Below are 12,085 nucleotides of genomic sequence, written 5' to 3'. Positions count from 1 at the left end.
CCCGGCGCTCGAGCGCTCATTCACTGTGCAATGCTAGGAAACAAGCCCATCGCCAGCGCGACGGAACGCCATGGAGGATTTCGGATCGACACTTCGATCAGCCGGAAGGAGACCTTGTGAGCAGAGAAACTGGATCGCGCCGCCGCTGGATCGATGGGCTGGGTTGGACGCTGCTCTATACCGCGATCTGGGCGCTGTTCGCTGACGGCAACGGTTGGGCCATCGGCGTGCCGAGCGTGCTGCTCGCCGTTGGGCTGTCGCTCTGGCTGGGTCTGCGGTCCTGGCAACCTTCGCTGGTAAGCCTGCCGGGCTTTGTCTGGTTCGTCCTCAAACACATGACGCTGGGTGCCTGGGACGTGGCGCTGCGCGCACTGCATCCAGGACGGTCGCTGCAGCCGGCGTGGGTCGATTACCGCCTGCGCTGCGAATCGCCGCGGATACGGCTGCTGCTGTCGGCGCTGGTCGGATTGCTGCCGGGCACGCTGGCGTCGCGAATCGATGCCGACTGCATGCGCATACACGTGCTGGATGAGCGACAGCCGTGGGAAGCGACGCTGATCGAGCTGGAGGCGCGGCTGACCCGGCTGCTCCCGGCGCGGGGCGAGCATTAATGGCGGTTTATTCGGCGCTGTTGCTGCTGACCATCGCGGTCGGCCTGGTGCGCGTCGTGCTGGGGCCGAAACGGGTGGACCGGCTGCTGGCGATCCAGTTGTTCGGCACCGCCGGCACGGCGTTGCTGCTGGTCATGGCGCAGTGGCAGGAACAGCCCGCGCTGCGTGACGTGGCGCTGCTGCTGGGTTTGCTGGCGGCGGTCGCCAGTGCCGCGCTGGTGCAACTGTTGCGGCAAAGCCACCATGATTGATCTTTTGCTCGACGTCTTGAGCTGGGCGCTATTGCTCGGCGGTCTGCTGTTCTTTGCCGCCGGCAGCATTGGCCTGCTGCGCTTTCCCGACGCGGTCAGCCGGCTGCACGCCCTCACCAAGGCCGATACCCTGGGTCTCGGGCTGGTGGTCGCCGGCTTGTCGGTCCGCGCCGAGAGTCTGCTCGAAGTGGGGCAGATGCTGCTGATCTGGCTGCTGTTGATGGCTTCCAGCGCGACCGCCTGCCAGTTGCTGGCACGCCAGGCCAGCGAGGATCCGGACGATGACTGACTGGCTGTTCGACGGCACGCTGGGTCTGCTGTTGCTCGCGCTCGCCCTGGGCGCGCTGTACGGGCGCAACCTCTATGCCAGCGTGCTGCTGTTCGTTGCCTTCGGCATGGTGATGGCGGTGATCTGGGCACGCCTGGGCGCGGCGGATCTCGCGCTGGCGGAGGCTGCCATCGGCGCCGGGCTGTCCGGCGTGTTGCTGTTTGCCGCGCTGGCACGTCAGCCGGGTCGCCAAGAATTGCCGGACATTCCCCCGACCCGTCAGCGGCTGGCGGCAGCGTTGGTGGTGTTGCCTTTGCTGTTCATGCTGCTGCAAGGCCTCGCTCCGCTGGCCGATGGCACGCCAACGCTGCCCGATGAGCTTGACCGGGTCATGCCGCGCACCGGTGTCAGCCATCCGGTGACGGCGGTGCTGCTGAACGTGCGGGCCTGGGACACGCTTCTCGAACTGGCCGTGCTGCTGCTGGCGCTGCTTGGTGCACGACAGCTCGGTCCGCGCCGCCTCGATCTGGCTGAACCCTGGCCGCTTTTGCGTGCCTGGGCACGGGTGCTGGCACCGTTGCTGGTGCTGGCGGCGGGCTACATCCTCTGGCGCGGCGCCAGCTCGCCAGGTGGGGCCTTCCAGGCGGGTTCGCTGCTCGCTGCGGGCGTGGTTCTGCTGCGCCTGTCGGCTCTGCTGCCGAGGTTGCGCTGGTCGTTCGCACCGCTGCGGCTGCTGGTACTGGGCGGACTGTTGCTGTTCATCTGCGTAGCCATCACCACCGCCTGGCTGGGCGAGGGCTGGCTGAACTACCCGGACGATTCGGCCAAGCTCATCATCCTGCTGATCGAAGCCGTGGCGACCTTGTCGATCGCCGCCAGTCTGAGCCTGTTGGTCATCGGCGAAGGCGAGGAGTCGTCATGAGCAGCGCACTGTTCTGGATGGGTGTCGGCGCCGCGCTCTGGTTGCTCGGGCTACACGGCCTGCTGACCCTGCGCCAGGCGTTGAGGCGGATCATCGCGTTCAATCTGATGGGCAGCGGTGTGTTTCTGGTGATGATCGCCCTGGCGACGCGCAGCCAGCCGAGTGATCCGGTGCTGGTGGCGCTGGTGGTTACCGGCCTGGTGGTGGCGGTCAGCGCCACGGCCCTTGCCTTGCGGTTGGCGGGCGCGGTGCAGGACGACCGGGAGCAGCGCCGATGACGCCGGCACTGACGCTTGCACTGGTGAGCCTGACTCTGCCGCTGCTGGGTGGTCTGTTTCTGCTAGGGATACAGCCGCGGCGTAAGGGTTTGTGCGTGATTGCGATCACCTTCACCAGCCTGCTCGCCGCGGCTGCAGCCCTGCACCACGTCATGCAGGTGGGACCGCAGCTGCTGAACATTGGCGGCTGGGACACGCCGCTGGCGATCCGCTTCCAGCTCACGCCGCTGACCGCCTTGCTGATGCTCTTCACCGCCGGGCTGCACCTGCTGGTAGCGCTTTACGCCGCGCGCAGCCCGCACGCCACCGGCAATGAGGATTACTGGCCCTTATCCTGCCTGCTGCACGCCGCGCTGGTCGCGCTGTGGCTGTCGGCCGATCTGTTCAACCTCTACGTCACCCTCGAACTGCTCAGCCTCACGGCGGTTGCGCTGGTGGCGCTGGCCGGGCGCAAGGCTTACCGCCCGGCGTTCAATTACTTGATGCTGTCGCTGGCCGGATCGCTTGCCTATCTGTTCGGCGTCGCGCTGTTGTATGGCCGCTACGGTGTGCTCGACATTCTGCTGCTGGCGGAACTGGCCGAAGTGGATGCCAGCACCCGGCTGGCGCTGCTGTTGATGAGTGTTGGGTTGATGTTGAAAGCGGCGCTGTGGCCGCTGCACCTGTGGCTGCCGCCGGCGCATTCCGGCGCGCCGACGGCGGTCAGCGCGCTGCTCTCGGCGCTGGTGGTCAAGGGGCCGATCTACATTCTCTGGCTGGTCTGGACCCAGATCGCGCCGCCCGAACTGGGTCGCCAGGCCGGCGTGCTGTTTGCCGCGGCGGGCATCCTGGCGTTGCTGTCTGGCGGCTGGTCGGCTCTGCGCGCGCCGCGCTTGAAGGTGCTGGTGGCCTATTCGACGGTCGCGCAACTGGGTTACGCCTTGTTGGCGCTGGGTCTGCTGCTGCACTGGCAGGAACCGCGCATGACCGCCGCGCTGTGGCTGTTCGTCATCGCCCATGGCCTGGCCAAGGTTTCGATGTTTCTCGCCGCTGGCGAATTGCAGCGGGTACTCGGCACGCGTCGGGTGCGTGCGTTGAAAGGCGCCAGCCAGAACATGCCGGTGGCGATGGCGGCCTTCGCGGTGGCCGGTGGCAGCCTGATCGGTTTGCCGCCCAGCGGTGGCTTTCTCGCCAAGTGGCTGTTGCTGCAGCCGCTGTTCGAGCAGCCGCAGCACTGGCCTTGGGCATTCGGCGTGCTGCTGGGCACGCTGATGTCCGCTGCCTACGTATTTCGTGTGGTGGCGCTGGGCTTCGATCGTGCCCGGCCGAATCCGCCCAGCGTCGTGCCGGACCGCCTCGCGCAGTGGCTGGCCATGCTGCCGGCGCTGCTGGCCTTGAGCCTGGCGTTGATCAGCGAACCCCTGCTGCTCTGGCTTGGCGGGGTGGGCCGATGACTTGGACCAGCTGGCTGCCGTTGGCCATCGTACTCAGCTCATTGCTACCGGGGCTGATCATCTTCACGTTGCGCGAGGATCAGCAGCGCACCCGTGTGGCGCTCAACTTGCTGGGCGTGGGCGTCAAGCTGCTGTTGGTAGGAGCAATGATCTACGGCGTCAGCCGCGGCCTGGAGTTCCGCTTCAGCCTGCCGTTCCTGCCCGGCGCGCCCTTGGTGCTGCAGGGCGATGCGCTGTCGCTGCTGTTCGTCGCGCTGTCTTCGGTACTGTGGATGGCGACGACCGTTTATGCCATCGGCTATCTGGAAAACTCGCCGCTTCGTTCGCGCTTTTTCGGCTATTTCAGTCTTTGTGTCAGCGCTACCGTTGGATTGGCGCTGGCGGGCAATCTGGTCAGCTTCCTGCTGTTCTACGAAATGCTGACCCTGGCGACCTTTCCGCTGGTGGTGCATCGCGGTACGCCCGAGGCGCTGCGTGCCGGGCGTGTCTATCTGGCCTATACCGTGGGCGGCGGAGCACTGGTGCTGATGGGCGTGGCGCTGCTGCACGGCCTGGCGGGCGGGCCGGATTTCCAGCCTGGCGGGTATCTACTGGAACAGGTCGGCGAGCAGGACCTGGCGCTGCGTGTGGCTTTCGTCCTGCTCATCGCCGGGCTCGGAGTCAAGGCGGCGCTGATTCCACTGCACGGCTGGTTGCCGAAGGCGATGGTGGCGCCGGCGCCGGTCAGTGCGCTGCTGCATGCGGTGGCAGTGGTCAAGGCCGGTGCCTTCGGCATCATTCGGGTGGTCTACGACGTGTTCGGCGCCGAGGCGCTGTCCCGGCTGGACATGGCCGGGCCGCTGCTGTGGCTTGCCGCGGCGACCATTCTCTACGGCTCGCTGCGTGCGCTGCAGCAACAGGAACTGAAGAAGCGCCTGGCCTACTCGACCATCAGTCAGGTGTCTTACGTGACCCTTGGCGTGGCGCTGCTCGGGCCGATCGCGGCGGTCGGTGGGCTGGCGCATCTGGTGCACCAAGGCCTGATGAAGGTCACGTTGTTCTATTGCGCTGGCAACTTTGCCGAAACCTTGGGCATTCATCGCATCCGCGAGATGAACGGCGTTGGTCGACGCATGCCCTTGACCATGACTGCATTCAGCATCGGAGCGCTGGGGATGATAGGGATCCCACCGATTGCCGGTTTCGTCAGCAAATGGGCGCTGGGCATGGGCGCGCTGGAAGTCGGCCAGGACTGGGTATTGCTGGTGCTGATGGGCTCGGCGCTGCTCAACGCCGGTTATTTTCTGCCGTTGTTGTGGCGCGGCTGGTTCGCCGAACCGGCCGACTGGCATGAAGACAACTGGCGCGAGGAGCGTTGGGAGACGCACTGGATGTTGCTGCTGCCGGCGTTGTTCACCGCGCTGCTGGCGTTGCTGGTCGGTTTGCTGGCCGGCACCGCGTTGAGCCCACTGGGCTGGGCGCAGCTGATCGTCGATAGGGAATTCGAAATATGAGTGGGCTCTGGCTGCTCGTCTTGCTGGCACCCTTGCTGGTCGGCTCGCTGCTGCTGTTCCGCGAGCGTGCAGCCGGCTGGCTTTGGCTCGGTTGCTTGCCGGCGTTGGCGATGGTCATCTGGCCGATGCCGGCACTGGATCTGCCGATGCTCTGGGAGGGCGTGCGCTGGGGTGCGGATGACGAATTGACCCGCGCCTGGCTGGGCTTCACCGCATTGCTTTGGGGTTGCGCCGGAGTGTTCGCCAGCAGCAGCCAGCGGGACGATCCCAAACGCCGGCACTTCTGGACGTTCTGGTCGCTGGCACTGTCCGGCAATCTGTTGCTGATCATCGCCACCGATGCGTTGAGTTTCTACCTTGGCTTCAGCGTCATGAGTCTTTCCGCCTACGGGCTGATCGTGCATCGGCGCGGCCCAGGCCCACGCCGCGCTGGGCGCCTGTATCTGCAACTGGCGATCTGTGGCGAGATGGCCCTGCTGGCTGCGCTGATGCTGCGCAGCCAGGCCGCCGGCGGCGATTTCGCCTTTGCCGCCTGGCGAGCGTTGCCCATCGACGGCCTGACGCTGCTGCTATTGCTGATCGGCCTCGGCCTGAAAGCCGGGTTCTGGCCGCTGCACGTGTGGCTGCCGCTGGCACACCCAGCGGCACCGGCGCCCGCCAGTGCGGTGCTTTCCGGGGCGATGCTCAAGGCGGGCTTTCTCGGCCTGTGGCGCTGCCTGCCGGAGGGTGATCCGCTGCTGTCGAACTGGGCGGATGTGCTGCTTGCCATCGGCATCTTCGGCGCTCTCTATCCAGCGCTGCTGGGGCTGACCAGCGACAAGGCCAAGGCGGTGCTGGCTTATTCTTCGGTCAGTCAGATGGGTTACCTGCTGATGATTCTGGCACTGGCCTGGCGGCATCCGCAGCAAACGCAGGCGCTGACGGTCGTCCTGATGCTCTACGGCGTGCATCACGGGTTGGCCAAGGGGGCGCTGTTTCTTTCTGCAGGCTTGATCCACGCAGGACGCCTGCCGCGTATCGGCTGGCTGCTGCTGACATTACCGGCGCTGGCGATCATCGGCTTGCCATTGACCAGCGGTGGCGCGGTCAAGACGGCGCTGAAGGAGGTCTGGCACGGCGGGGCGTTCGAGTCCTGGCTGGTCTGGCTGAGCCTTGGCAGCCTGACCACCGCTCTGTTGCTGATCCGCGCGCTGTGGCTGCTGCGCCGTGATGCGCGTGATGCGCCGGCCTCACGCCCCCCTTTGCCCCAACTTCTGCCTTGGGCCTTGCTAAGCAGTCTGGCACTGCTGCTGCCCTGGCTCTGGCCTGCCTTGCGCGAACCCATGCTGCACGGCTTGTATTCGAGTGGCATCTGGGCTGCGTCATGGCCGTTGCTGCTGGCAATGGCCTTGGCCGGGGTGGCGCTGAAATTCGGTTGGAAGGTGCCGGCCCGGCTGACCGCGCTGCCGAATCCGGCGCTGGTGATTTCGCTTTGGCTCAAGCGACTGCTGCAGCGGCCACCGCTGAGGGTGCCAAATGTCGACCCTGACCAACCCCGTTGGCGGCAGCGGGAAAGACGCTGTAACCGTATTTGGAGTACCGGCACGCTCGCCGTAAGCACTTGGCTGCTGGTGGCTTTGCTGTGGTTGGGTTGGTTGTGGTGAGTCACGCTAAGTACGGAAGTGCTTGCCAACCACTTACAGTAAGAATTGCAACTTCCGTTTAAGGCTGCTGCTCGTTTCGGCGATTCGTCATGGCAAGGCTTTCTCAGCATAGGTGCGAGTCGGCAGACCCAGCTGAGAGCGAAAGCTCTCCATGTCGAACATAGTGCAGATACTGCGAATCTGCCCGCTAGGGGTCAGGGTCCAGAACGCCATGGCCGAAATGCTCAGAACCTTGTCGCTCGGCGGATAGCCGAGCGCCGGATTCTCGATGGTGCCGATCAGCGTGCTCCAGGTAACGACCTTGTCGCCCTCTGCGACGCATTCCTCGATCACCACTTCGAGATCGGGCATGGCTGCGCGAATCTGGGTGACCATAATCGCGAGCTCGGCGCTGGCCATGGGGTGGTCAACAAAGGAGCTTTTGTAGAGAAAATCCTTGCTGTGCAGCTGCTCGGCCAGGGCAATGTGGCCGCGGTTCCAGGTCAGGTCTATGTGCTTGCGAACCAGTTTCTTGCTGTCGTCCGGTGACATGTGAAGCGTCCGTAGATGGCGAAGCCGAACTTTAGCAGCAGCCACGGCAAGCGGGCAGCCATCGGGATGTCCTTCATCGGCTTATTCGAGTGGCAACCGCAGCCGGAACGCAGCGCCGCCAAGGCTGGAATCATCGAGCCTGAGCTCGCCGCAGTAGCTGTCGAGAATGTCCTTGACCACTGCCAGACCGATGCCCTGGCCGGGATGCTGGGCGTCCAGCCGCTCGCCGCGACGGACGATGCGAGCGCGCTGGTCGACGGGCACACCGGGGCCGTCGTCTTCGATGCTGAGCAACAGTCGATCGCCATCTTCTTGCAGGCTGATGCGCACCTGATGCAGGCAGAGCCGGTAGGCGTTTTCCAGCAGATTGCCGAGCAGCTCCATGAGGGCGCCTTGCTCCAGCGGCAGGGTGGCGTTCGGTGGAATCTGGAGGTCGACCCGCACGCGCTTGTCCTGATAGACCTTGTCCAGCGTGCTGCACAGGCGCACCAGCAGCGGCTGCAACGCAACCCGGTGACGCACCAGGCCGCTCTGACCCAGGCTCGCGCGTTGGAGTTGATAGCCGATCTGCTGGCTCATGCGTTCGATCTGTGCGTGCATGACGCGGGCCTGCTCGCGATTGTCCGGTTGCGCACTGATCACCTCGCCCACGCTTTGCAGCACGGTCAATGGCGTTTTCAGGCTGTGGGCCAGATCGCCCAGGGAATTGCGGTACTGCTCGCGCTGACGGCGTTCGCCATCGAGCAGCCGGTTTAGCGAGCGCGTCAAACGCAGCAGTTCACGGGGATGCTTATCGCTGAGCCGGTCCAGCCGGCCAATCTCGACCTGGTCCAATTCGTGGCTCAGGCGTTTCAACGAGCGAAAGCCCCAGGTCAGGCCCAGCCAAAGCAGCGTCAGCAGCACCAGCAAACCCCCACCAAGCCAGAGATAGAGCTGTTGACGAAATTCTTCGAAGAGGCTGCGGTATTCACTGGTGGGTTGCATGGTGACGAAGCTGAACGCCTGGCGCTGATCATCGTTGGTCAAGCGCAGCTCGACGTCGTAGACGAAGTATTCAACGCCCTCGATGTCACGCACTCGCTGGAACTCAGTGACGTCGCCGTGCAGGCGCGGCCGGTAGTCGATGCTTTCATCTTCGGCCGAACGCGACTGCCATAGCCGGTTGCCCTGCGGGTCGTAGATATAGCCGAGCAGCTTGGCATCCGGCAGATCGAACTCCTCGTCCGGTAGCCGATCCGGCATGATCAGCTGTCCTTCTTCGATGCGCGAAGCGGTGATCAGCGTGTTGGCGTCAGCGGCCAGGCGTTCTTCGATGACGCGCTCGAAGGCGAGGCTGAACGCGGCCTGCAGCACCGGCAGCAGGGCCAGCATGAACAGGACTGCCAGGCAGGTTGCGCCCAGCATGAGGCGCAGGCGCAGCGACAAGCTACCGTTGCGCGAGGCTCGGAGCTCTACCAGCCAGCGGCGCCAGCGCCGGCTCATCGGCAGCGCTCGGTGAAGAGATATCCCAGGCCACGAACGGTATCGATGGGCTTCAGCCCGCCCTGAGCTTCGAGCTTGCGCCGCAAACGCCCGACCAACACTTCGATGACATTGGCATCGCGCTCGTTGTCGTCCGGGTACAGCTGCTCCATCAGGCGTTCCTTGGCCACCACCTGCTGCTGATGGCGCATCAGGTATTCAAGAATGCGGTATTCGAAGGCGGTCAATGCGAGTGGTTCGTCATTGACCAGGGCCTGCTTGCGGTTGAGGTCGAGTTTCAGCGGCCCGGCCTCGATGCTGGCCTGGGTGAAGCCGGACGAACGACGCAATAACGCATTGAGCCGCGCCTCCAACTCTTCGAACTGGAACGGCTTGACCACATAATCGTCGGCGCCGGCCGCGAGTCCCTCGACCTTGTCCTGCCAGTTGCCGCGCGCAGTCAGGATGAGGATGGGAAAACGTTCGCCATTGCTGCGCAGCTGCCGGATCAGGTCCAGCCCACTGATACCCGGCAGGCCGAGGTCGACCACCGCCAGGTCATGATTAAATTCTCGAGACTGGTAGAGCGCCTCCTCGGCATTGGCCACCGCATCGACCACGTGACCGCTTTCGCTCAGGCGAGTCAGTAGGTGGTGGCGCAGCAGCGCCTCGTCTTCCACCACCAGCACTTTCATTTGCGGCTCCTGTCATGCAAACGGCCGGGACGATCCCGGCCGTGGTCCTATTGAAGCAAGCTTAGAAGTGATAATTCACGCCGAGATAGGCCTGCTTGCTGCTGTGCACGTCGATCGAACCGACCTTGCCGACGCCGCGCTCGGATACCTCGGTACCGGCGTTACTGCGCAGATAACGGTAGCCCGCTTCAATCGACGCGTTGTTGCCGACGTCCTGGATGACGCCGGCCTGCAAGCCGACCAGGTAGCCGATGTCGCTGTCACGGCTGTAGCCGCTGGACTCGTTCTCCAGCTTGGTCAGACCGGCGCTGGCGCCACCGAACAGGCGGGTGGTATCACCGACCGGCAGAAACATGTCGTAGCTGCCGATCAGGTTCTGCTGGCGCAGCTTGAGTGCGCTGCCATAGTCGTCGGAGACGTTTTCGTAGGTGGCATAGTAGCGCGCCTCGTCGGTCATCTGACCGGCACGGATACCCCAGGTGCCGCTGTTCTTGATGATGTCATCGAAGCGGTCTTGACCCATGTTCTGCTTCAGGGTGCTGGAGCGGTCAATGTTGACCGTGCTCTTGCCCCAGGTGAGGCCGGCGAAGTTCTCGGCGGCATGGGCGCCAAAAGTGAAAAGGCTCAGGCTGGTGGCGATGGCCAAGGTATGCAGTTTTTTCATGTGTCGCTCCTCTGCAGGATTGGGCAGGACTGGAAAAGTACGTATCCATCCTGCCCGCGACCCCCTGAACAGCAGCTGAACCCTGGCTGAACGCGAGCTGAACACCGGGCGGTGTACGCGATTAGCGTCCGCGACGACCCAGCACCGCGGCCAACGCCGCTGCGCCCACCGCCACGGCCACCGTTGTGGCGACCGGATGTTGTGTGGCGCGGGTGTAGAGGCTGCGGGTCAGCACCATGCCTGGATAATCGCCGCTGGCCTTGCCATCGCCCGCGCGGCCGACATCGCTGGCATGCAGCGCGCCCTGTGGATGGCGATCCGGACGCCCGCTCTGGAGGGCATCGTAGACAAAGGTGCGGTTGATCCAGTCGGCCAGCCGTGGCGCGTTCTGCGCAAGCTTGGAAAGCAGCTTGGCGTTACCGATGTAGACGTCGCGCTGCGGGTGCTCGGCGGCATGCAGAATCGCCTGCGCGACCACCTCCGGCGAGTAGACCGGCGGCGGAAACACCGGCGCGCTGGGCAGGTAGTTCTTCGAGTGGTCCATGAACTGGGTGTCTGTCGAAGAAGGACGAACCAGAGTGACCGACACTGGTGTACGCGACTTCTGCAGCTCGACGCGAAGCACGTCGGTCATAGCCTTTATTGCATGCTTGCTGGCGCTGTAGCTGGCATGAAACGGCAGGGCATTGGCGGATTCCACGCTGCCGATGTTTATCAACGCTCCGCCTTTTTCGCGCAGATGTTTCACGGCGATGGACGACCCGTAGTGTGTGCCCCAAAAGTTGGTCTGCATGACCTGAGAGTGGTCTTCGTCGCTAACCTCGTCGAAGCGCCCCCAGACGGAGCTACCGGCGTTGTTGATCCAAGTATCGAAGCCGCCGAAATGTTCAATGGTCTGGCGGGCAACGTGTTCGAGCTGCTCGCGTTCACCGACATCGGCCATCACATGCAGGACCCGGTCGCCCGCGTTCAGGTCGCGCTGGATATCCGCCAGGGCGAGTTCGTTGCGTGCCACCAGCACCACGCGAGCGCCTTTTTCGACGGCCATGCGGGCCGTGGCCAGGCCGATGCCACTCGACGCGCCCGTGATTACGATGACCTGGTCATGCAAGGGTTTCAGGGAAATTCGCACCGGACCTCCTGGTGCCGGCGGCGCCGGCGATAGTGGATTGGCTCGGTAGAAGCCACGGGCCCGCTTGCGGTTCCAGAGAGGCGATGGATGGCAGCGCCCGGCGATGTCTGTCAGTCGAGATTATTCGAGTCATCCCAGCTGATGGATGCCAGCAGGCGATTGCCAGAGTGAAATCGAAGTGCGCCGCAATGGAAGCCGAATGGGACGTGCTTGTCGCTGCGGCTATTGCAGGTCTGAACGGTCGTCCATCGGACGAGCGGATGCCACTTGTGCTTCGGTTTGGCCAGGAGGGGTACCGGGCGGCGTGGATTGCGGTTGCGGGCTGGCAGGTGCCGTCGTCGGGTAGCTGCGTTGTATCGGCGCTTGCGGCTGGCCATCGATCGACCAGTTCAACACCGCCTCCAGTCGGCCATCTTCGGAAATGCTGACTCGATTGCTCAGCGGGCACTGACGGTTGCTGCCGCTGACCAGTTCGCCTGCCTGTCGCGAACGGTTGGTCCCGGCGGAACCGGTGGACGTCACTTCCAATTGATAGCGCAGCTGGTGGGGCTGTTGGCTGGTGAAGCACAGCCGCAAGCTGACGCGGCCGCTGTCATCGGGGGTCAGCTCAAGTTGTGCGTCGACCGGGGAGGGTGCGGCTGCCAATATCCAGGTCGCCAGCGCGGCGCTCAACATAACGATGCCCTATCTGTTTTTGCCGCCC

Annotated in this window: 14 protein-coding genes; 8 read left to right on the top strand and 6 right to left on the bottom strand. The window is 64.4% G+C overall.

The window, feature by feature from the left end; genetic code table 11:
• Window positions 1–116: 116 nt before the first annotated feature.
• The 8 genes from GYM54_RS12120 to GYM54_RS12085 are packed head-to-tail and all read left to right on the top strand — an operon-like array spanning window position 117 to window position 6,899.
• The gene (locus GYM54_RS12120) at window positions 117–611 is read left to right on the top strand and encodes a Na+/H+ antiporter subunit E (protein ID WP_231752190.1); all 495 of its coding nucleotides are present in this window, start codon (window positions 117–119) and stop codon (window positions 609–611) included.
• Window positions 611–862, top strand: coding sequence for a monovalent cation/H+ antiporter complex subunit F (locus GYM54_RS12115; RefSeq protein ID WP_131651359.1), 252 nt, complete (start codon window positions 611–613; stop codon window positions 860–862). The genes GYM54_RS12120 and GYM54_RS12115 overlap by 1 nt, the downstream gene beginning before the upstream one ends.
• A complete protein-coding gene (locus tag GYM54_RS12110; protein WP_131651493.1) occupies window positions 858–1,151 on the top strand; it encodes a monovalent cation/H(+) antiporter subunit G in 294 nt (97 codons plus the stop codon). The genes GYM54_RS12115 and GYM54_RS12110 overlap by 5 nt, the downstream gene beginning before the upstream one ends.
• Window positions 1,144–2,052 (top strand): hydrogenase subunit MbhD domain-containing protein, encoded by a 909-nt coding sequence (locus tag GYM54_RS12105; RefSeq protein WP_197445285.1) that lies wholly within the window; start codon window positions 1,144–1,146, stop codon window positions 2,050–2,052. The genes GYM54_RS12110 and GYM54_RS12105 overlap by 8 nt, the downstream gene beginning before the upstream one ends.
• Complete coding sequence (locus GYM54_RS12100; RefSeq protein ID WP_197445284.1) at window positions 2,049–2,330, top strand: NADH-quinone oxidoreductase subunit K; 282 nt, start codon at window positions 2,049–2,051, stop codon at window positions 2,328–2,330. The genes GYM54_RS12105 and GYM54_RS12100 overlap by 4 nt, the downstream gene beginning before the upstream one ends.
• Window positions 2,327–3,763, top strand: coding sequence for a complex I subunit 5 family protein (locus tag GYM54_RS12095; RefSeq protein WP_231752189.1), 1,437 nt, complete (start codon window positions 2,327–2,329; stop codon window positions 3,761–3,763). The genes GYM54_RS12100 and GYM54_RS12095 overlap by 4 nt, the downstream gene beginning before the upstream one ends.
• The gene (locus GYM54_RS12090) at window positions 3,760–5,256 is read left to right on the top strand and encodes a complex I subunit 5 family protein (protein WP_197445283.1); all 1,497 of its coding nucleotides are present in this window, start codon (window positions 3,760–3,762) and stop codon (window positions 5,254–5,256) included. Before GYM54_RS12095 ends, GYM54_RS12090 begins: the two co-directional genes overlap by 4 nt.
• The gene (locus GYM54_RS12085; RefSeq protein ID WP_197445282.1) at window positions 5,253–6,899 is read left to right on the top strand and encodes a complex I subunit 5 family protein; all 1,647 of its coding nucleotides are present in this window, start codon (window positions 5,253–5,255) and stop codon (window positions 6,897–6,899) included. Before GYM54_RS12090 ends, GYM54_RS12085 begins: the two co-directional genes overlap by 4 nt.
• 87 nt (window positions 6,900–6,986) lie before the next feature.
• Here GYM54_RS12085 and GYM54_RS12080 read toward each other — a convergent pair whose 3' ends face one another.
• The 6 genes from GYM54_RS12080 to csgH form a co-directional block, all read right to left on the bottom strand.
• Window positions 6,987–7,430, bottom strand: a complete 444-nt coding sequence (locus GYM54_RS12080) for a ketosteroid isomerase-related protein (RefSeq protein WP_197445281.1) — start codon at window positions 7,428–7,430, stop codon at window positions 6,987–6,989.
• An 81-nt stretch (window positions 7,431–7,511) separates the two neighbouring features.
• Complete coding sequence (locus tag GYM54_RS12075; RefSeq protein ID WP_197445280.1) at window positions 7,512–8,912, bottom strand: ATP-binding protein; 1,401 nt, start codon at window positions 8,910–8,912, stop codon at window positions 7,512–7,514.
• Entirely contained in the window at window positions 8,909–9,586 is a 678-nt protein-coding gene (locus GYM54_RS12070; protein ID WP_131651365.1) for a response regulator, read from the bottom strand. Before GYM54_RS12070 ends, GYM54_RS12075 begins: the two co-directional genes overlap by 4 nt.
• 61 nt (window positions 9,587–9,647) lie before the next feature.
• Complete coding sequence (locus tag GYM54_RS12065) at window positions 9,648–10,250, bottom strand: outer membrane protein (protein WP_197445279.1); 603 nt, start codon at window positions 10,248–10,250, stop codon at window positions 9,648–9,650.
• 121 nt (window positions 10,251–10,371) lie between these two features.
• On the bottom strand, window positions 10,372–11,382 hold the full coding sequence (locus GYM54_RS12060) for an SDR family oxidoreductase (RefSeq protein ID WP_197445278.1): 1,011 nt from the start codon (window positions 11,380–11,382) through the stop codon (window positions 10,372–10,374).
• Between the two features lie 222 nt (window positions 11,383–11,604).
• Complete coding sequence (gene csgH / locus GYM54_RS12055; protein WP_197445277.1) at window positions 11,605–12,057, bottom strand: curli-like amyloid fiber formation chaperone CsgH; 453 nt, start codon at window positions 12,055–12,057, stop codon at window positions 11,605–11,607.
• Between the last annotated feature and the right edge of the window lie 28 nt (window positions 12,058–12,085).

The sequence above is a fragment of the Pseudomonas sp. MTM4 genome (assembly GCF_019355055.1).
Lineage (GTDB): Bacteria > Pseudomonadota > Gammaproteobacteria > Pseudomonadales > Pseudomonadaceae > Stutzerimonas.
The sequence above is the reverse complement of the archived record's forward strand: the minus strand, read 5'-3'. Positions and strand labels throughout refer to the sequence as shown.

What these genes read in the sequence shown, in the direction of transcription:
- GYM54_RS12085 (WP_197445282.1), top strand. Translation starts at nt 5,253, where the DNA reads ATGAGTGGGCTCTGGCTGCTCGTCTTGCTGGCACCCTTGCTGGTCGGC.
- GYM54_RS12070 (WP_131651365.1), bottom strand. Translation starts at nt 9,586, where the DNA reads ATGAAAGTGCTGGTGGTGGAAGACGAGGCGCTGCTGCGCCACCACCTA.
- GYM54_RS12115 (WP_131651359.1), top strand. Translation starts at nt 611, where the DNA reads ATGGCGGTTTATTCGGCGCTGTTGCTGCTGACCATCGCGGTCGGCCTG.
- GYM54_RS12075 (WP_197445280.1), bottom strand. Translation starts at nt 8,912, where the DNA reads ATGAGCCGGCGCTGGCGCCGCTGGCTGGTAGAGCTCCGAGCCTCGCGC.
- GYM54_RS12105 (WP_197445285.1), top strand. Translation starts at nt 1,144, where the DNA reads ATGACTGACTGGCTGTTCGACGGCACGCTGGGTCTGCTGTTGCTCGCG.
- GYM54_RS12100 (WP_197445284.1), top strand. Translation starts at nt 2,049, where the DNA reads ATGAGCAGCGCACTGTTCTGGATGGGTGTCGGCGCCGCGCTCTGGTTG.
- csgH (WP_197445277.1), bottom strand. Translation starts at nt 12,057, where the DNA reads ATGTTGAGCGCCGCGCTGGCGACCTGGATATTGGCAGCCGCACCCTCC.
- GYM54_RS12065 (WP_197445279.1), bottom strand. Translation starts at nt 10,250, where the DNA reads ATGAAAAAACTGCATACCTTGGCCATCGCCACCAGCCTGAGCCTTTTC.
- GYM54_RS12080 (WP_197445281.1), bottom strand. Translation starts at nt 7,430, where the DNA reads ATGTCACCGGACGACAGCAAGAAACTGGTTCGCAAGCACATAGACCTG.
- GYM54_RS12090 (WP_197445283.1), top strand. Translation starts at nt 3,760, where the DNA reads ATGACTTGGACCAGCTGGCTGCCGTTGGCCATCGTACTCAGCTCATTG.
- GYM54_RS12095 (WP_231752189.1), top strand. Translation starts at nt 2,327, where the DNA reads ATGACGCCGGCACTGACGCTTGCACTGGTGAGCCTGACTCTGCCGCTG.